The organism is Psychrobacillus sp. FSL H8-0510, from assembly GCF_038008345.1.
Classification (GTDB): domain Bacteria; phylum Bacillota; class Bacilli; order Bacillales_A; family Planococcaceae; genus Psychrobacillus; species Psychrobacillus psychrotolerans.
Genome location: NZ_JBBOYZ010000001.1, coordinates 692,491 through 711,682, shown reverse-complemented (window position 1 = coordinate 711,682; position 19,192 = coordinate 692,491). Strand labels below are relative to the sequence as shown.

The 19,192-nt window shown below is 40.7% G+C and carries 16 protein-coding genes and 1 pseudogene; all 17 read right to left on the bottom strand.

What is annotated here, in order from left to right:
* Positions 1-149: 149 nt before the first annotated feature.
* Complete coding sequence (locus tag MHI40_RS03550; protein ID WP_340761525.1) at positions 150-1,022, bottom strand: ROK family protein; 873 nt, start codon at positions 1,020-1,022, stop codon at positions 150-152.
* Positions 1,023-1,166: 144 nt separating this feature from the next.
* Positions 1,167-1,787, bottom strand: coding sequence for a LutC/YkgG family protein (locus tag MHI40_RS03545; RefSeq protein ID WP_340761524.1), 621 nt, complete (start codon positions 1,785-1,787; stop codon positions 1,167-1,169).
* Entirely contained in the window at positions 1,780-3,210 is a 1,431-nt protein-coding gene (locus MHI40_RS03540) for a LutB/LldF family L-lactate oxidation iron-sulfur protein (RefSeq protein WP_340761523.1), read from the bottom strand. The genes MHI40_RS03545 and MHI40_RS03540 overlap by 8 nt, the downstream gene beginning before the upstream one ends.
* A 2-nt stretch (positions 3,211-3,212) precedes the next feature.
* Positions 3,213-3,938, bottom strand: a complete 726-nt coding sequence (locus MHI40_RS03535; RefSeq protein WP_340764374.1) for a (Fe-S)-binding protein — start codon at positions 3,936-3,938, stop codon at positions 3,213-3,215.
* A 196-nt stretch (positions 3,939-4,134) separates the two neighbouring features.
* Entirely contained in the window at positions 4,135-6,183 is a 2,049-nt protein-coding gene (locus MHI40_RS03530) for a bifunctional aldolase/short-chain dehydrogenase (protein WP_340761522.1), read from the bottom strand.
* A complete protein-coding gene (locus MHI40_RS03525) occupies positions 6,152-7,774 on the bottom strand; it encodes a ribulokinase (RefSeq protein ID WP_340761521.1) in 1,623 nt (540 codons plus the stop codon). The genes MHI40_RS03530 and MHI40_RS03525 overlap by 32 nt, the downstream gene beginning before the upstream one ends.
* Positions 7,775-7,913: 139 nt before the next feature.
* Entirely contained in the window at positions 7,914-9,698 is a 1,785-nt protein-coding gene (locus MHI40_RS03520; RefSeq protein WP_340761520.1) for an L-fucose isomerase, read from the bottom strand.
* A 14-nt stretch (positions 9,699-9,712) separates the two neighbouring features.
* Positions 9,713-11,149: a rhamnulokinase gene (locus MHI40_RS03515; RefSeq protein WP_340761519.1), complete on the bottom strand. Its 1,437-nt coding sequence runs from the start codon at positions 11,147-11,149 to the stop codon at positions 9,713-9,715.
* A gap of 12 nt (positions 11,150-11,161) precedes the next feature.
* The gene (locus tag MHI40_RS03510; RefSeq protein WP_340761518.1) at positions 11,162-11,803 is read right to left on the bottom strand and encodes a class II aldolase/adducin family protein; all 642 of its coding nucleotides are present in this window, start codon (positions 11,801-11,803) and stop codon (positions 11,162-11,164) included.
* Positions 11,804-11,821: 18 nt separating this feature from the next.
* Positions 11,822-12,784, bottom strand: coding sequence for a Gfo/Idh/MocA family protein (locus MHI40_RS03505; protein ID WP_340761517.1), 963 nt, complete (start codon positions 12,782-12,784; stop codon positions 11,822-11,824).
* An 87-nt stretch (positions 12,785-12,871) separates the two neighbouring features.
* Positions 12,872-13,852 (bottom strand): ABC transporter substrate-binding protein, encoded by a 981-nt coding sequence (locus tag MHI40_RS03500; protein WP_340761516.1) that lies wholly within the window; start codon positions 13,850-13,852, stop codon positions 12,872-12,874.
* Positions 13,853-13,906: 54 nt separating this feature from the next.
* On the bottom strand, positions 13,907-14,899 hold the full coding sequence (locus MHI40_RS03495; protein WP_340761515.1) for an ABC transporter permease: 993 nt from the start codon (positions 14,897-14,899) through the stop codon (positions 13,907-13,909).
* Positions 14,900-14,916: 17 nt separating this feature from the next.
* Positions 14,917-16,395, bottom strand: a complete 1,479-nt coding sequence (locus MHI40_RS03490) for a sugar ABC transporter ATP-binding protein (protein ID WP_445678335.1) — start codon at positions 16,393-16,395, stop codon at positions 14,917-14,919.
* 174 nt (positions 16,396-16,569) lie between these two features.
* Positions 16,570-17,337, bottom strand: coding sequence for a DeoR/GlpR family DNA-binding transcription regulator (locus MHI40_RS03485; protein WP_340761513.1), 768 nt, complete (start codon positions 17,335-17,337; stop codon positions 16,570-16,572).
* Between the two features lie 19 nt (positions 17,338-17,356).
* Positions 17,357-17,782 carry an RbsD/FucU family protein gene (locus MHI40_RS03480; protein ID WP_340761512.1) on the bottom strand — a complete coding sequence of 142 codons (426 nt, stop codon included), beginning with the start codon at positions 17,780-17,782 and terminating at the stop codon, positions 17,357-17,359.
* A gap of 158 nt (positions 17,783-17,940) precedes the next feature.
* On the bottom strand, positions 17,941-18,789 hold the full coding sequence (locus MHI40_RS03475; RefSeq protein ID WP_340761511.1) for a nuclease-related domain-containing protein: 849 nt from the start codon (positions 18,787-18,789) through the stop codon (positions 17,941-17,943).
* A gap of 278 nt (positions 18,790-19,067) precedes the next feature.
* A pseudogene (locus tag MHI40_RS03470) lies at positions 19,068-19,178 on the bottom strand (ATP-binding protein); the annotation flags it as partial.
* Positions 19,179-19,192 lie beyond the last annotated feature (14 nt).

Genomic DNA, 19,192 nt, shown 5'->3' with positions numbered 1-19,192 from the left:
AGGTTACTTATAGATGTGTAACGCCGTAAACTTGTTTGTACATTCATTAGTGTGCAGCCTTCTACTTCCTTCGTTTTATCGCTCAAGAAAAGAAGCATCTGAACTTCGGATGCTTCTTTTCTTATTTTATAGGGGCTTTGATCTATTGATCAAAGCCCCTTTTTTATTTGTCCCGCGAATATTAAGCCGCCTATTAAACCTGCATTATCTCCTAAAGCTGGGGCTGTGATTGTTTTCTCTAAGTTTGTTAGGGCTGGGTAATAAGTGTAGTTATTGAGTTTCTTTATGACGTTTTGTTTTATATTCGAAAGAAGATGGGTTTGGTTCATCACTCCACCCCCTATGATTATGCGGTCTGGAGCATATGCTAGCATCATTTGATATACTCCTTGCCCTATATAGTTTGCAATTATCTCCCATGCAGGATGGTCTGCTGGGAGATTTTTTGCGTTTGGGCCAAAGCGTTTTTCAATAGCAGGTCCCGATGCTAAACCTTCAAAGCAGTCGGTGTGAAACGGACAGTCACTATCTTTTGCGTCAGAAGGGTCTCTAATAATAGTGATATGCCCCATTTCAGGGTGCTGAGGCGTATTGAGAAATTGTTTGTTAATAACTATCCCTCCCCCTATGCCTGTTCCAATGGTGAAATATAAAACGGTTCTGTCATTTTTACCTGCTCCATATGATGCCTCGCCAAGGGCCGCTACGTTCACATCACTTTGAAGCTCTATTGGGATATTCAATTTCTCTTTCAGTGTTTGTAAAAACGGAAAGAATCTCCAGGCTAGTTTTGGAGTGTCCAGAATTGTGCCGTATTGAGAACTTAGTCTGTCGATGTTAACTGGACCAAAGCAAGCTATACCTATTGCTTCTACTTTGTTAGATAAGAAGAAGGCTATTATTTGTTTCATATTTTCGTTAGGAGATGTTGTTTGGAACTGCACTTGTTTGAAAATATTACCTTGTTCATCTCCTACTGCGCAGTTAATCTTCGTACCACCTACTTCTATGGAACCTAGCATTCTTATACCCCCTTCTCAATTAGTAAAATAGTCATAATCATTGATTATATAGAACTATAGCAGATTTATTCAAACCTTTTTAGACCATTAAAGTTGTGTTACAAAAGCCTTTTTCTGCAACTTTGCTGTTAAGAATCTATCTATTTAGATATCTTCGTCAATAATGACATAAATAGTCCGTAGTGGACCATGAACTCCTACTACTAAATAGCTTTCGATATCTGCGGAATTACTTGGTCCTGTTATGAAGTTAATACAGGTTGGAATAGGTTTTCCTTCTTTTATACGTTCACTTAACATTGTCATGCTTTCCTGTAATCTTGGAATAATCGATTTTGTAGGGATGAGGACTACATGGATTTCTGGTAATAGACTGACCGACCTTCCTTTGTTATGTTCGTTAAGGAGGACGACTGTTCCGGACTCTGCAAGCGCATGATCACAGTACGTGAGGCCGATGGTTGCTTGTTCAGCGTGTTGAATATTTTGTGATCCTAATGCAGGGTTCCATTTGGTAGTATTGGCTTGGAGCCAATCATCTAATTTTGTATTTCCTCTTTCTATAGAAGAAAGTACTTTATCTGGTGGTATTTCTTCTATTAGTTCAGTTAAGGTTTCCAAAAGATTTGTTTGTGTTGTTTCTATTATATCTGCTCGGATAAGTATGGCAGATTCGATGAATACTCGTTTTAATGAGTTTGTTTCAAGTTTGCTATAAACACTGGAAACAGGTAGTTCCACTTTGTTTCTTTGTAGTTTAGTCATTTTTCACTTCCTCCCGTTCTTTCATCCAGTCCCGGAAACGACTTTGTTTGGGAGTAGGAAAATCCCGGCTATTCGTCCATTCTTTTAAAAGACCTGGTCCATTTGATATGCTTTGTTTGTTCTTTAATAGCATTTTGAGACTAACCGCTGCCATTTTGGAGCCCCCTGTATATACAGAGTTTGTTGAAGCTCCAAAGCCAAATGCTTTCATCATGAGACGCTCGCTAATTGGCGCTTTCCCTTCTGTTTGTACTATTTTTTGACGGTGCTTGAGTAGCAGGCTATGCAATGGAATTTTCACTGGACAGACATCTGTACATGCTCCGCAAAGTGTTGATGCGTATGGTAGTTCTTTGTGATCCTCGTAACCGTCAAGCAGTGGTGTGAGCACAGCGCCAACTGGACCTGGATAGATGGAGCCATATGCATGACCTCCAATGTGACGGTATACAGGGCACACGTTTAAGCATGCTCCGCAGCGAATGCACTGGAGAATTTCTTGAAAGTCCGTCCCAAGAATTTTGGAACGTCCATTGTCTACAATCACGATATGTAACTCTTCAGGACCGTCGACTTCTTCTTGTTTTCTAGGGCCAGTAAGTAGGCTTACATAGCTTGTGATTCTTTGCCCTACGGAAGCTCTTGTTAGTAGAGATACCATAACGTCTAAGTCTTCGAAAGTTGGAACGAGTCGCTCCATGCCCATGACGGTTATTTGGGTTTTAGGTATAGTTGTGACTAAGCGGGCATTCCCTTCATTTGTCACTAGGCAGATTGTTCCACTTTCTGCAACTCCGAAATTACAACCCGTTATTCCTAGATCAGCTTCTAGGAACTTTTCTCGAAGTGTATAGCGTGCGTGCTTTGCTAGTTCTTCGGGATTCTCTGATTTTGTGTAATTTATTTTTTTTGCGAATAAGTCCCGGATTTGTTCTTTCTTCTTATGTAAAGCAGGTACTACAATATGCGACGGTGGGTCATGATCATCTAGTTGGAGAATGTATTCTCCTAGGTCCGTTTCTACAACTTCACAGCCTATTGACTCCAATGCAGCGTTCAACCCTATTTCTTCTGTCACCATCGATTTGGCTTTGACGATTTTTTTGGCGTTTTTTTGCTCGGCAATTTTTTTAATATAGTTCGTCGCTTCTACGTCGTCTTTCGCAAAGAATACATGTGCACCACTTTTGGTTGCCTGCTCGCTGAATTGTTCTAGATAGTGCACAAGGTTATTTACGGTATGCTGGCGTATTTCTTGCCCTGCTTCTCGCCACTTTTCCCATTCTCCAAGTTGGTCGGTTGCTAAATCTCGCCTTGCTCCTAGACCATCCTGTGCGCTTGAGACTGCTTTTCTCATGAAATCATTATTTAACTCAGATGCTAGACGTTGTTTGAATGGACCAGATTTTATTTTGAGTGGCATTGTTATCCCTCCATTCCTCGGTTTAATACTTCTGCAATATGTAGCACTTCAATTTTCTGCTGTTCTCTAGAGAGTCGCCCGCCAATATTCATGAGGCAGCCACAGTCTGCTCCTATTAAATAATCAGGACTTGCTTGTTTAATATGTTCTACCTTTTCTTTCACCATTTCTGCTGAGATATCGCCCATTTTGACGGAGAATGTGCCACCGAATCCACAGCACTGACTTTGACCAATGAGTGGTTGGATCGTTAAGTTGTCGACGTTGTTCAATAGAAGCTTTGGCTCTTCTTTTGCTCCGAGTAGTCGTGTCATATGGCATGAAGTGTGGAAAACTGCTGTTCCTGGAAGTGATGTGTCTATTTTGCTTACACCTAGTACATGGACGATAAATTGGGTTAGCTCATATGTTTTGTTTGCGACTTGTTTTGCTATGGCATGCCATTTAGGATCATCCTGGAAGACATGTTCATATTCTTTAAGCATGAGTGCGCATGAGCCTGAAGGGGTGACGATGTATTCGGCATGCTGGAACGTTTTGAGTAAATGAATCATTGCTGGTTTTGCTTCATGCAAATAGCCACTATTGTATGCGGGTTGGCCACAGCAAATTTGGGCAGGCGGGAATTCGATTTCACAGCCAAGTTTTTCGAGTAGCTCTACTGTTGCAATGCCTACGTTTGGTTGGAATAGATCGACTAGACAGGTGGAGAATAGGGTGACACGTATTGTCATATATAGTCTTCCTTTCTGAAAAAGCCGCTTCTTGTGGGAAGCGACTTTTTGGTTTATGTTGAATAATCTTATTCGTAATGATAGTAGCTATATTTAATACTACTGTTGATTTCCGTTGCAGGTGGACGCTTTCCGCGGGCACGGCTGCAAATATATCAAGAAATTAATGCCTCGAAACCAAATTAATACTTTACCGAGTAAATGCCGCAGCTACTCCTCCGTCTACCGTGAGCATGCAACCGGTTGTTTTGGCTGACTTACTGGACGCGAAGTAGGCTATAGCTTCTGCTATGTCTCTTGGGTAGATGTTCTCTTTTAAAACAGTTCTCTCTCTGTAGTGATTTTCTAGTTCGTCGGGTTCGATGCCGTAAGCTGCCGCTCTCTCTTCGCGCCACTTAGATCCCCAAATGGCAGAGCCTTGTAGTACTGCATCAGGTAATACGGAGTTTGCACGGATTCCAAAGTCTCCACCTTCCGCAGCTATGCATCGTGCCAGATGTACTTCTAGCGCTTTTACTGCACTGTAGGCGGATGCGTTTTTGCCGGCATAGATAGAGTTTTTGGAGCCGATGAAAATCATGCTCCCCCCTTTTCCTTGTGTTTTCATCACTTTGAATGCTTCTCGGGATACGAGGAAGTATCCTGTTCCGAGTACATTCATGTTCAGGTTCCATTCTTTTAAGGTTGTTTCTTCAAATGGACTTGATGTCGCAAGTCCTGCATTATTGACTAGTATGTCTACCCCGCCATATGTGCGATTCACTAGTTGGAATGCTTCAATGATTTGTTCTTCATCTGTAACGTCCATTTTTACAGCAGTTGCTCTACCTTCTCCGTATGCTGAATTTATTTCCGATGCGATTTTTTCTGCTCCTTCTAGATTTAAGTCTGCAAGGACGACATGGGCACCAAGGGATGCGAGTAGGCGACATGTTTCACTACCGATTCCTCCTGCTCCCCCGGTTATGAATGCAACTTTTCGAGAGAACTCAGCTTCTTTTGGTGCGAGTGAGAGCTTATATAATTCCAATGGCCAGTATTCTATACCAAAAGATTCTTCCGCTGAAAGAGATGTGAAGCCTCCAAGTGCATCTGATCCTTTCATGACAGAAATTGCTCGGTGGTATAGTGCACCACTCACTAAGGCAGATGCTTTGTCTTTGCCAGTGTTAACCATCCCGATTCCAGGGATAAGGATGACCCTCGGTGATGGGTCGAACATGATGTCCTCTGATGATGCATATGCTTCAAAGTATTTTTGATATTCTGCTTTATAGGCTTCAATACTTGTTTTAATCGTTTCTAGGTTTCCATCCCAGTCTATGAAAAGTGGAATCCGTTTTGTATGCACTAAATGATCTGGACAGGCTGCTCCGACTTGGGAAAGTGACGCTGCTCGTTCGCTATTTACGAATTCTTGTATATCCTCTGAGTCATCATACGTTACAATTTGACCTTGGCTTGTTGAAACGAGTCCTCTTATATAAGGAAGGATTTCGTTTAGGGTTTGCATTCTTTTTTCTTGTGGAAGCGCTTCAGTCGATTGTCCGCCGAATGCTGGGTGTTCTGTTAATTGAAGATCGATATAGGCTTTCGCTTCATTGATAATATTGATCGTTTTATCATAACTTTCTTTTGCGGTGTCTCCCCAAACGACTAGACCGTGTTTTTCCATTAGTACTAGTTCTGCATTAGGATTATTTTGTACACCTTCTGCAATCATTTTAGATAGAAGAAATCCAGGACGTATATATGGCACCCACACGAAGCGGTCACCGAATATTTCTTTTGCTATTTCTTGACCATTTGGTGCACAACAAATACTGATGATGCTGTCAGGATGGGTATGGTCTACATGTTTGTATGGAAGAAATGCATGTAGAAGTGTCTCGATGGAGGCACGTGGATGTGACTTATCTAGCATGCAATGACTTAAATAGTCGACCATTTCTTCATCTGTCATATCTTCCCGTTGTTGAAGCGGAAGAATATGCTCTAGGTGAAGTGCAGTGAAATTGGATTCCTTCATCGTCGCAAGGTCCGAACCACTCCCCTTCACCCACATTATTTCGACTTCGTTGCCTCGAAAATCAGTTGCAATGGTTTTGAAAGAGGTATTTCCCCCTCCCCAGTTACAAACGCGACGATCGGTGCCGATTAGGTTCGAGCGGTAAGTAAGTTCTCCTAGTGTGTCAGATTGTATAGATTTATTGGATTCGTTCCATAGATTTTCGATCATATTTTTTCTCCCCTTTCAGGTGGTGAAGGTCGTGCATAATGGATGATTGCTCTGTGAAAAATGTGCTGAGCTGTTTATACATGTCGTATAGCTGGTTATAAATTTCAGCGTTAGATTTGTTCGCTTTATAAATGATTGTTTCATTGGGTGCAATTTGTTGGATTGCTTCCGGGTAGGATCTATATGCACCTGCTGCTACTGCTCCAAGAATAGCTGCTCCTAACGCTGGCGCTTGGTCGGTTCTTACGACGGTTATTTCTTTTTGTAGGATGTCTGCGTAAATTTGCATTAATAATTTGTTTTTATTTGGTATGCCACCTGTTGCGACAACTTTGTTAATAGGGATATGATGGTTTTCGAACAAGTCTATGATTACTTTTGTACCGAAAGCAGTTGCTTCAAGTAGTGCTCGATATACTTCGGCTGGAGTTGTAGAGAGTTTTTCTCCAAGTAAGACACCCGATAAAGTTGTGTCCACGTATGGAGTTCTGCAGCCGTTATGCCAATCGAGTGCTAGAAGACCACTTTGTCCGGGTTGAAGTGATTCTGCTTCATCAGTAAGTGTTTCGAAATTAGTTTGATAGTTTTTTAGGAAATGGGCAAATAAATCACCGACTGCCGCTTGCCCAGCTTCGTATGCAAAGTAACCTGGTAGAATACCGTCTTCCACTACTCCACTAATACCAGGGACTAACACTTCTGTGTCATTCAGTAGCAAATGACAGGTTGAGGTACCCATGACCATAACGAGAGTGCCTGGTTCACTTACTCCTACTCCGGGAAGTGCTGCGTGGGCATCAATAATACCTACAGCTACCGGAGTTCCTTCAAAAAGTCCTACTTGTTCACTCATTTCTTTTGTTAATGTTCCAGCTAGTGTACCGGATGATTGGACATTACCTTGTAGTTTGGTTTCGTATATATTATTTAGTGCTGGACTGATTTTTTGTAATGTTTCATTGTTGATGAATCCTTTTTCTTTATGCCAAGTTCCCTTATAACCTGCGGAACAGCTGTTGCGGATGAGTTTTCCTATTAGTTTGGAAACAATCCAATCTCCAGCCTCGAGGAATAGATGAGTTTGCTCAAAAAGTATGGGATCGTCGTTTGCAATTTCTAATACTTTAGGAAGCATCCATTCTGATGAGATGGTACCTCCATATCTCCCAATCCATTGTTCGTGTTGAACGATTTTGTTTAAGTGTTTCGCTTCTTCTTCGGCTTCGTGATGTTTCCACAGTTTGACATATGCATGTGGGTTGTTTTCATGTTCTTTTGTTTCACATAGCGGGTTTAAATTTTCGTCGACTGGTAGGATGGTGGATGATGTGAAATCTAGTCCGATACCTACAATGTCGTTTGGGTTTATATCTTTTGTTACCTCCGGGATGGAGTTTATGAGTACTTCTAGGTAGTCTTGTGGCACTTGGAGTGCAGTTTCTTTGCCTAGTGATCGGTTATTTAAATGCCCAGTGATGACGCCATGGGGGTAGGGCGTCACACTGGTAGCGACGATATCGCCGTTTTCGATGTTCACTAAGATTACGCGTCCTGATTCGGTTCCATAGTCAATGCCGATTGCATATTTCATGGTTTCACCTCTCTACTATCTTTCAAAAGTTAAATTCAAAATCAATAATTAAGTATAAAGGTCATATAGAAAATCAACTGTCAAACTTGTAAATAAGAAATTGATTGTTAATATTACTCTTTAACCCATACGTACTAAACTATTTATAAAGCGGACCAAAGTTTTGGCATGCTCGATAGTCAGCTGCCTCTGGTTGGTCGGTGCCGAACATGCTCCATGCGCTTGGGCGGAAGATGCGCGACGCCTCGACGTTGTGCATGTTTACAGGAATTCTCAGGATCGATGCAAGTGTTATTAGATCGTCTCCGATATGTCCGTAGCTTAATGCACAGTGGTTGGCTCCCCAGTTATTCATGACCGAGTAGACATCTGTAAAGGCTCCTTCGCCGGTTAAGTTTGGAACGAACCAAGTCGTTGGCCACGTTGGATCTGTGCGCAGGTCAAGTGTGTCATGCATGTCGTTTTCTAGTTCGACTGTGTGCCCTTCGGCGATCTGCAGTACTGGGCCAATTCCTTTTACGTAGTTAATACGGGCGATTGTTACTGGCATATCACCTTTTGTTGTGAAATCACTTGAAAAGCCACCGCCTCGGAAGTATTCTGTTGAAGCTGGGCGGAACTGAACGTTTTCTAATGTTTCTTTTACTTCTTCATCCGTGATTTCCCAGAACGGTTTCATAACGGGTTTGCCATCTACTGTTTGACGACCGGTTCCATCTAGTGCTGCGGAGCCTGAGTTGAGTAGGTGGATGATTCCATTTGCGGCTTTTCCAGTTAGCTCTTTTCCCGTTACACGCTTTACTGCATCAGGGCTCCAGTACGTGCGTACATCTGCAAAAACTTGTGCGGTGTTTGTTAGTAAGTTACCCATTGCCATTGTGACACCATTTAAACTATCATTTTCTGTTGCTAGAATATATGGTGCTCTTTTGCCATTCCAATCAAAGGATGAGTTTAAGAAGGTTTCCATGAAATCTCCATTTGGGAAGTAGTCAGTCCACTGACGTTGGCCTTGGAATCCAGCGATAAGTGCATTATGGCCGTTTGCTTCCTCTTCAAAGCCCATTTGTTTTAGTTTGTCACTGCCAATCATTAAGTCGCGAGCGATGAGGGTCATTTTAATCGACCGTTGCCAGTCACTACGTTTTTCCTCTTCTGTTCGTTTGAATTCTTCTTTGTTTATGTCTTCACCAATAGTTAAGTTTTCATCTGCCCATTGAAGTGCTATTTCATACTCTTCTTTGTCGTAAATTTCTAGATCCATCCGGCGAACAAATTCACTCATGTCGATGTATTCGTTGCGCATGCCTAGGTATTCTTGGAAGAAGTCATCTTTTACAATACTTCCGGCAATCCCCATAGAGACAGACCCCATAGCGAGATAGGATTTCCCTTTTAGCATTGCTGCTGCAAGCCCAGCTTTTGCAAAGCGTAGAAGTTTTTCTTGAACGTCCTGTGGAATAGTTGGATCTCCAGCATCCTGAACATCATGTCCGTAAATACCGAATGCAGGTATTCCTTTTTGATTGTAGCCTGCAAGGGATGCCGCTAAGTAAACTGCTCCAGGACGTTCTGTTCCGTTAAAACCCCAAACCGCTTTTGGAAGATGTGGATCCATATCCATCGTTTCACTACCATAGCACCAGCAAGGAGTAACAGTAAGAGAAACGCCTACGCCTTCTTTTTTAAATTTCTCTGCCGCGTGCGCTGCTTCAGCTACACCGCCTATACAAGTATCTGCAATAACACATTCTACTGGCTCCCCGTTATAGTACATTAGGTTTTCAGAAAGAAATGTTGCCACGTTTTTTGCCATATTCATTGTCGTTTCTTCTAATGATTCACGTACTCCGTTTCTGCGACCATCAATTGTTGGACGTATTCCTATTTTAGGTAAAGCCCCGATATAACGTTCTTTTGTCATGAATAATTCCTCCATTACTTATGTAGTAGTTGTTGAAATCGGTCAATTGCTTCTTGCCATTTGATATTGTTTTGCGGTACATATTGTTTCATCTCAAAAGAGTTTGCAACAAGCTGTCGCCCTTCTTCAATTGAGTGAAGTTCTCCAAGCGCTCTCAACTGGGATAAGCCATTACCGATAGAGCTTGCTTCGGTTGGTCCAGTGTGGACTATTTTGTTTGATGCATTTGCTATAAGTTGGCATAGGTTTGTATTTTGCGTCCCACCACCACCGATGTAAATGTCGGTTGTTTTCGTTTGTGTGATTGTTTCAATTTGTTCGATTGTGTATGCGTATTTTAAGGCAAGACTTTCAGTAAAACAGCGGATATGTTCACCTGGTGTAATCGGGACTTGCTGATTTGTTTGAATACAGTATTGCTTGATCGCTTGTAGCATTGATACTGGGTTAAAGAATAGTTCATCATCTGGATCGATGAATGTGTCGAATGATTTAGCTTGATGGAATGCCAGTATTTCTTGTTCATAAGTAAAGTGGAGTCCCTGTTGCTTCCATTCTTCTCGGCATTTTTGGAGAATCCAAAATCCCATAGCGTTCTTTTGGAATCGGTATTGCCCTTCACTCGTTCCTTCGTTTGTAAAGCTTTGTTGGAAAGCTTCCAAAGTTGTTATTGGCTTTTTTATTTCCTTGCCAATCAAACCCCATGTTCCAATACTGATGAATAAGGCGTTCCGGCGTTGAATTGGTAGTGCAGACAATGCGCAAGCTGTGTCATGACCTGGTACGAGAGCCATTTGGATAGATTTGTGATTCTTTAGCGTCCCTACGAGTTGATGTGGCATTTCTATAGTTGCAAATGGGAGTGTTTGATCGAAAAGAGCCTGTTGAATATCTTTGTCCCATTGCTTATTTTTGTTTACTAGCTGTGATGTAGAGGCGATAGTGAATTCGTTCAGTTTAACGCCTGATAATGCGTGCATGAGTAGGTTCGGCGTCATAAGTAGGTCCGTTGTTTCGGTTAAGTATTGCGGGTATTGTCCCTGGATAGCCATCAGTTGAAATAATGTGTTAATGGCAGAAATTTCGTTTCCGGTTTGCTCAAACAATCTTTGGGCTGATATATGCTTTATAGCTTTCTGGACATATGGGACGGAGTGCGTGTCTCGGTATGAAAATGGTTTGGAGACTAGCTGTCCATTTTTGTTTAGTAATCCGAAGTCTACTCCCCAAGTGTCGATGCCAAGTGACTTGGCAGGTGCCGCAACTTTGTCGAGACCTCGGTTTAATTCTTTTATCAGGTTGTCGTAATCCCAGTAGTAATGATTATCTTCATAGAATGGCTTGTTTTGGAACCTGTGAATTTCATTTGTCGTGAGTGTTTGCCCATTAAATGTTTGGGCGACTAATCGACCACTGGATGCTCCAAGATCATAGGCAAGTACGGTTGTCATAATGATTCCCTCCTATTCCTTTAGCAATTTCGAGCGATATCTTTCTGCCGAAAGGTTTCGAAGGTCCTCGCATTCTTGATCGGTTAATACTCGCGGACCACCGAAAATTGAACTTATCGTATATACTTTGGCAGATTCCTCCGTTAGTTGCATGAAAAAGTATGCCTCTTTCATTGTTTTCCCTAGCGTTAGCACTCCATGATTACGCATAATGATGACATCTTTGTCGACGAGTTCTGCTACTTTTTCGGCAAGAAGATTAGTTGTCGGTATGATGTAATCGATGTAGCCTACACTCTTCACCATTGCTGGAAAATCCGGAAATAAAGGTGGAATGTCTTTACCAGCAGAGGAGACACCTACAGAATAGGTCGGATGTGCATGAAGAACTGCTTGAATTTCCTCATTTTTTCGGAAGCATTCCAAATGCATGAGTACTTCAGATGATGGGCGAAGACTGCCTTCAATTTCTCCTGTTATAATATCCACCTTCACCCATTGATGAGGTTCTATTTCCTTTAAATCAAAGCCACTCGGAGAGATGTACATATAATTTCCATCTCGCATACTGAGGTTTCCGCCTGCTCCTACTACTAGCCCTTGGTCTACTAATTTATGTGCATATTTGTTTAGTTCTTCGATGACATTGGACATTTGGTCACTTCCTTTCTATTAGAGTGCTTTAGCAATACGTTCCATTGTTTCTGTTTGTTGGAGCATTTGTGCATTTGTATATATTAATGATTCTTTGTTTTCGATTGCCTGGTGGAATGCCTTGATCTGTTCGGTATAGGCATTTCCTGTTTCTTTGATAGTGTGTGTTTCATTGTTTGACTGGTAATGGATGATTCCATTGTAATTATTTTCGTCTGCTCTGAAAGCATATGGTAGCTGCATCGTTCCAGTTGTGCCGATTATATCAATCGTTTGAGTCATCGGTCCGTAAAAACTTGCATCGAACTGACCAAGTATTCCAGATGGATAGCTAAGTTGGACCGCTATATGAGTATCTATTTCTATTGTTGATTTACCCCGGAGGGCTTGAACACTTTTTGGACTTTCTTCTATTAAATAGTTCAGTACATTTACCGGGTAACAACCTATGTCATTGAGTACCCCTCCCCCAAGAGTTGAATCGAGGCGTATGTCGTTGTCCCAGTTTTCTAAAGTGAAGTGGAATCGAGCACGAATTGTGAGGATTTCCCCTATAGCTCCTGCTGTTAATAATTGTTTAACTTTTCCTATTTGCGGATGAAAACGATACATGAAGGCTTCCATTAGGAGTACATTATGCTTTTTGGCCGCTTGTTGAAGTTCGGTTAAGTCTTCTGTAGTGAGTACAATAGGCTTTTCACAAAGGACATGTTTGTTTGCTTGGATTGCGGCAAGTGCCCATTGTTTGTGATGCGCGTTCGGAAGCGCTATGTACACTGCATCCACATCTGGTGATTCAAGAAGCGCTTCGTATGAATGGAATATGTTTGGAATATGGAATTGCTGTGCTAGTGCTTCCGCTTTGCCACTGTGACTTGCAATTGCAGTTATCTCGTTGTTTGTTGTTTCCCTGATTGCTGGAATAACTTGTTGTTTAGCAATGTTCGCAGCTCCTATGATGCCCCATCGCAATGTTATCAATTCAGTTATCCTCCTTTTCAATGTTGCAATTTGTTACTGGTGCTTTGTAAGCCACCAATAACTTTTGTGCAACTGGACTGCTATGTTTTATTCGTAAATTGCGTTTTGTACTTCCTCTGAATCGATGTTGTCTTTGTCATACCAGATGAAGCCTGTGTCGATTGTTTTTTCTACTTTTTTACCGTTCATCGCGTCTACTGCTGCTTTAACTGTTTCGTAACCGATGCCGACTGGATTTTGCGTTACTGCTCCAGACATTAAGCCACTTTTAATAGCGTCAATTTGTTGTTTCCCAGAATCGAAGCCGACAACTACTAGCTCACCTGATTTGTTTAGCTCTTGTACTGCGTTTACAACACCGATTGCGGAGCCTTCATTGGAACCGAAAATTCCTTTTAGGTCGCTATGTGCTTGAATCATTGTTTTAGCAAGGTCAGTAGATTTCAGATGATCTCCACCACCGTACTGGATATCGACGATTTCAATATTCGGATATTTGGACTCGATTTGTTCTTTGAAACCGTCACGACGTTGTACTCCTGTTACAGAAGTTTGGTCATGTACGACTAGTGCAATCTTTCCTTCTCCACCGATGAATTCTGCCATTTTGTCTGCTGCAAGAGCTGCAGCTGCTTTGTTATCTGTAGAAGCAGTTGCAAGGGGGATATCACTTTCTACTCCTGAGTCAAAGGCAATAATAGGAATTTCACTTTTTTGTGCTTCTTCTAATAATGGCGTTGCCGCTTGAGAGTCAAGTGCTGCAAAACCTAGTGCATCAGGCTTTTTGTCTAGTACTGCGCGAAGCATTTCTATTTGTTTATCCACTTGTGATTCACTTTCTGGTCCTTCAAATGTAATTTCTACATCAAATTCCTCAGCTGCATCTTCTGCTCCTTTTTTTACCGCTTGCCAGAATTGATGTTGGAATCCTTTGGAGACAATAGCTACGTACGGTTTGTCGCCACTTGGTTCTGATGTTTTGCTAGAATCAGCTTCTTCTGAATTACATGCACCTAAAATCATTGAAACTGCTAACATACTCCCTAAAATCCACGATCTTTTCTTCATTTTTTCTCCCCATTCCCATTTATATTTAACGTCACATGGACGATACAACCGTTGTTATTCTTTACGTCTTCTAAGGATATCCATATATACTGCGAGAATAATAACCAGTCCGACTACGACTGTTTGCCATTCCTGCGGGATAGACATGATACGTAAACCATTTGTTAGAACACTCATGATCAGAGCACCAATTACTGTTCCGATGATTGTACCTTTTCCTCCACTAAGGGATGTTCCACCGATCACAACTGCTGCAATCGCTTCCAATTCATAGCCCTGACCTAGTGCTGGTTGCGCCGAGTTTAGACGGGATGCCATAATTACTCCCGCAATTCCTGTAAAAGCTCCTGCCAATGAATAAATAGTCACTTTCCAGAAATCTACGTTTACTCCTGAAAGCTTTGTTGCTTCTTCATTGCTCCCAATTGCGAAATTATAACGTCCTAAAATAGTTTTCGATAAAATGACCGCTCCAATAATTGCAACGATGAAAAAAATTAGAACTGCATTCGGAATGTCCACCCCGGGAATAATTGTGCCAAGTGCAATTTTTGTGAATAAAGCATGGTCTGTGAAATAAATAGGTGCTGCTCCTGAAATAACTAATGCCAACCCTTTTGCAATCATCATCATGGCAAGTGTGGCAATAAAAGGCGGAATCTTCAGCTTCGTGATGGCAATTCCACAAAGGAATCCACAGAATGCCCCAGTCGCAATACCTGCGAAAACTCCTACAACTAGCGGTAGACCTGCATTGACAATAACTACCCCTGATATGACCGAGGATAACGTCATTACTGTCCCTACTGAAAGGTCAATTCCACCTGTAATAATGACAAAGGTAGCTCCAAGTGCAAGAATTCCAATTACTGCCGTTGATAATAAAATGCCGATCATGTTGCTCCATTGTAGAAAACTATCTGAAGCTAATGAGAAGAATATAACTAATACGATTAAACTTCCGAAGGCTAAAGTTTGTTGAATGGCCCCTGGTGGTATGACTTTTTTCTTTACTGGCTCTTTTTCAATAATTGTTTCCACGTTCAATTAATTCACCCCTATTATTAGTGGAGCTGTGTTGCATACTCCATTATTTTTTCTTGTGTCGCTTCTTCCGAGGAAAGCACCCCTGTAATCTTCCCTTCTGACATTACGACAATCCGATGGCTCATACGTAAAACTTCTGGTAATTCAGATGAGATCATGATGATTGATTTCCCGCTTGCTGCGAGCTCATCTAGTAGTTTATAAATCTCTCCTTTTGCACCAACGTCAATGCCTCGTGTTGGTTCATCGAAGATTAGGATGTCGCAATCTCTTTGTAGCCACTTTGCGATAACTACTTTTTGCTGATTGCCTCCGGAGAGGAGTCTAATCTCTTGGTCTACGGATGGAGTTTTAATCTTTAGACTGTCCACATATTTTGTGGCTATTTTTTTAATTTTGGAATCGCTTACAAAATATGATTTCGTTTGATAGTCTTTAATAGTTGCGAGTGCAATGTTAGATTTGACGTCCATGCTGACAAGTAAACCGTATTGTTTTCGGTCTTCAGATAAGTAGCCGATTCCTTGTTTCACGGCATCTGCTGGTGATTTTATTTTGACTACTTTACCATTTAGGCTGATTGTTCCTTTTGTAGAAGGATCTGCACCGAATAGTACTCTGGCTACTTCTGTCCTTCCAGCACCCATTAAGCCAGCAAACCCTAGAATCTCTCCTTTTTTTAATTCGAAGGAAATATCTTTTAAAAGATGTTTCGTTGAGATATTACTCACCTTTAGCACGGTTTCCTTTTCTCCAGTAGCGATGTTTGGCTTCGATTCTATGTATATATGTCGGCCAACCATCAGTTGAATGACTTTACCCATTTCCGTTTCCGATGTCTTCAAGGTATCCACGTATGTTCCGTCTCTCATAACCGTGATTCTGTCAGAGATTCGCTTTAGTTCGTCCATTCGATGAGAAATATAAATGATGCCGACACCTTTTTCTCTGATGCTATTAATAATGTCAAAGAGGGTATCAATTTCAGTTTCTGTCAGTGCGGTGGTTGGTTCGTCCATGATGAGTATTTTCGAGTTGAATGAAAGTGCCTTTGCTATTTCTACCATTTGTTGCTTAGCTACAGTTAGGTGACGCACTTTGGTTTTGGGATCTAAGTCTAAGTTGAGTTTTTTAAATAATTCAGCTGTTTGTTTGTTCAGTTTTTTATCGTTTACTAGTAGGTTCATCGTTCCTTTTGGCTCACGTCCGATGAAAATATTTTCTGCCACTGTGAGATCTTTCATCAAGTTGAGTTCTTGATGAATGATGGAAATCCCCAGTTCTTGTGCTTGTTTTGGAGATTGAATTGAAATTTCCTTCCCCTGAAGTGTTATCGTTCCTTCGTCCTTCGGATAAATACCAGTCAGGATTTTCATGAGCGTTGACTTTCCAGCACCATTTTCACCGACGAGTGCTAATACTTCTCCGTATTGGAGATCAATTGTTACATCAGATAAGGCTTTGACACCCGGGAAGGATTTGCTAATATGTTCCATTCTTAAAAGAGGCTCCACTTTCATCCCACCTTTTTGTTGATTAGTCTTTGTTTATTATTGATTTTCTTTATTTATGTTGATTATAAATTATATTTTTCGTAAAATCAATACGTTTTTATATAATTCTGAATATTTGTTTTGCATTTCGGTTATTATATGATGCGCAATGAGGAATCAACCCAATTGCGCATAGGAAATTTTTATGTTCTTTTCTTCGAAATACTTTAAATATGTTTTATTTGCTAGTTCGTCAATGATTATGGTATTTATAACCTCTTCTTTTTCGATATGAGCAAATGCTTTTTTGTTGAGTTTCGTGTGGTCCAGTAGGAGTATTGTCTGATCAGCCATCTCAATCATTTTACGTTTGACGATTGCTTGCTGCTCGTTCGAGTCACTGATTCCCCAGTCTTTGTGTAAACCTTTGCAGGAGAAAAAGACTTTGTTTACATGGTATCTTTCCAATGTACTGACAGTTAGTGGACCAACTAAAGATAAAGAAGTAGACGAAAGATTGCCTCCAGATACTATCACATGAATAAGAGTTGAGTTTGCTAGCTCAGCCGCTACTCTTAACGAGTTGGTTAGTACGGTAATTTTCTTATTAGGTAGTAATTTGGCTAGATAGAATGCTGTGGAACTAGCATCTAAGAAAATGATGTCGTCTTCTTGGATTAAAGTGACTGCTAATTTTGCGACCGCCATTTTTTCTTGTTGGTTCATCACTTCTCGTTGGAAATAAGGGATGTCCCCTTCTTCCTCTTGAGTAGAAATTGCACCTCCATGCGTACGAGCAAGTTTGTTCTCTGCTTCTAGTTTTTCTAAATCTCGGCGGATTGTTTCCTCTGTAACTTTCAGTAGTTTACTTAGTTCAGATACACGTGCGGTTTTGTTTTCATTGACTATGTTAATTATTTTTTTATGTCTTTCTGGTACTAACATAAGTGGATTCCTTCTTTCTTTATGTGATTACACCTTTTTTTAGAATGATATTGGCATAGAGTGCTTGCTCGCTAGTCGCAATTATTGCATATGCCTCTTTGGCTTGTTCGTAAAACTGAAAACGCTCCAGTTTGGCAGGTATAACTGTTTGGTTTTTTGTGATTTGAAGGATTTCACCATATTCTCTCCATATTGGTGGTGCAGAGATTTCTGCTCCATGCATCATATAAAACACTGACGAATCCGCGTAAGTGTCGAGGGGCATGAGCGTTAGAATAGCTTCCAGTATTTCCGGAACATGGAGTCCATCCAGTCTTATTAAATTTTTGGCGTGTGATGCAGCCGGGAAATTACCATCTGCGATGACGATTTCATCTCCATGCCCCATCTCCATGAGAATTTTGAGGAGATCTGGTGAAATACAGTGCGGTATATTTTTTAACATGTGGTTTCTCCTTTGTTTGTCTTTGTTTTATTCTATAATACCAAAGATTTCGAAGAATGGAAGTGTTTTTTGTGGGTGTGTCGGTGGAACTGGATTGAGCTTGGGTGGAACTCGTTTTTCCGAAATTAGAAAACACCAACTTGAGATAGTTAGTGTTTTTAATTGTTACTTTTTTGATAAGTAGTTTTGTTTCCTTTTTTTGTTTTGATTAGCTTCATTTTCTGGAATGTATAATTCAGGGTGTATCGAGATTTTAGTTGTAGTAAATCCATACACTCTTGCATGGTGACTTCGTGTTTCATCAGGGTAAAAAGATCTTCTACATTTCTAGGGATTGGATCTTTGTCATTTATTCCACACGCAGTGCATGTCCACTGACGTTCACTAATTCTATTTAATCGATTTCCACAGTTTATGCAAAGTACTCCTTTCTTTAATTCACTTGTCGAGATTTCATATTTTGAGCATAGGGGTGGTTCTACAAAATGCATGTTTTTTTGTATCAAAATTTCTTTTATTTTTAAATATTGGGCTTTGGTAAGTAGTGGCGGTAGTTTGTTTAGTTTTTGTATAAAGAGTGGTAAATTCTTTGAGAAAAGAATAGTTTGTTCCTTAGGCGCATTTTCTATTATTGCTTTATCGGATGCGAAAACAAGTACAGTGTATATGGGTATTTTCCATTGGGTTTGATTTAACCATAGTTGAAAGCCGTCCTGATTTCTTTGTAGTTGAATTATTGGACAGTTGAAAGCAGTAGTTTCATTATCTAATGTTCTTATTAATTGATTGGGGGAGGTTTTAAAAATGATATTACCTATAATATTTTTAACTTCTACTATAAGAATATAACTGCTCGTGATGATTAATGTATCAACTTGGATGTAACGATTCTCGTGAATTTTCATGTGGAAATCTGGGATGATGTGTACTTCTGAGGGAAACTGTACTTCTTTGATTGAACGGTCAACACGCAATTCTCCGTAGTGGCCAGCTTCTATGTAGCCCATTTTTTCAAGAACTTTTCTGTATTGTTTATGGTGGGCGGGTAGACGATGCTTTAAGCGGAGATAGTTGAAGTAGTTAGGGGGAAAATTTCTAAGTATTTGTATGGTGGATTCTCCTTTCGATTTGTCATTGCAAATAGATTACCAGATTTTAAGTAGATGGACAATAAGTTTTGAGTTTTAAGGGGATGCTTAGGTCTGGCACGAAATCAGACTAACTTTAGGGAATATAAATGTCAACACAAATATGTACATTTTCGCTTGCGTAAGGATGTACAAAATTACTCGTATTCTTTCGTTAAATGATTCTTCAATCTATAGGAATCATCTACAATAGAAACGACAGTTGCGTGGTGTAAAACACGGTCTAAAATTGCATTTGCTAACTTGGGCTTCCTGGAAGACT

Bases quoted from the DNA above. Each gene is read 5' to 3' on its own strand.
- MHI40_RS03525 (WP_340761521.1), bottom strand. From the start codon at position 7,774: ATGAAATATGCAATCGGCATTGACTATGGAACCGAATCAGGACGCGTA.
- MHI40_RS03520 (WP_340761520.1), bottom strand. From the start codon at position 9,698: ATGACAAAAGAACGTTATATCGGGGCTTTACCTAAAATAGGAATACGT.
- MHI40_RS03480 (WP_340761512.1), bottom strand. From the start codon at position 17,782: ATGTTAAAAAATATACCGCACTGTATTTCACCAGATCTCCTCAAAATT.
- MHI40_RS03500 (WP_340761516.1), bottom strand. From the start codon at position 13,852: ATGAAGAAAAGATCGTGGATTTTAGGGAGTATGTTAGCAGTTTCAATG.
- MHI40_RS03540 (WP_340761523.1), bottom strand. From the start codon at position 3,210: ATGCCACTCAAAATAAAATCTGGTCCATTCAAACAACGTCTAGCATCT.
- MHI40_RS03475 (WP_340761511.1), bottom strand. From the start codon at position 18,789: ATGGGCTACATAGAAGCTGGCCACTACGGAGAATTGCGTGTTGACCGT.
- MHI40_RS03510 (WP_340761518.1), bottom strand. From the start codon at position 11,803: ATGTCCAATGTCATCGAAGAACTAAACAAATATGCACATAAATTAGTA.
- MHI40_RS03545 (WP_340761524.1), bottom strand. From the start codon at position 1,787: ATGACTAAACTACAAAGAAACAAAGTGGAACTACCTGTTTCCAGTGTT.
- MHI40_RS03485 (WP_340761513.1), bottom strand. From the start codon at position 17,337: ATGTTAGTACCAGAAAGACATAAAAAAATAATTAACATAGTCAATGAA.
- MHI40_RS03550 (WP_340761525.1), bottom strand. From the start codon at position 1,022: ATGCTAGGTTCCATAGAAGTAGGTGGTACGAAGATTAACTGCGCAGTA.
- MHI40_RS03490 (WP_445678335.1), bottom strand. From the start codon at position 16,395: ATGGAACATATTAGCAAATCCTTCCCGGGTGTCAAAGCCTTATCTGAT.
- MHI40_RS03515 (WP_340761519.1), bottom strand. From the start codon at position 11,149: ATGACAACCGTACTTGCCTATGATCTTGGAGCATCCAGTGGTCGATTA.
- MHI40_RS03530 (WP_340761522.1), bottom strand. From the start codon at position 6,183: ATGATCGAAAATCTATGGAACGAATCCAATAAATCTATACAATCTGAC.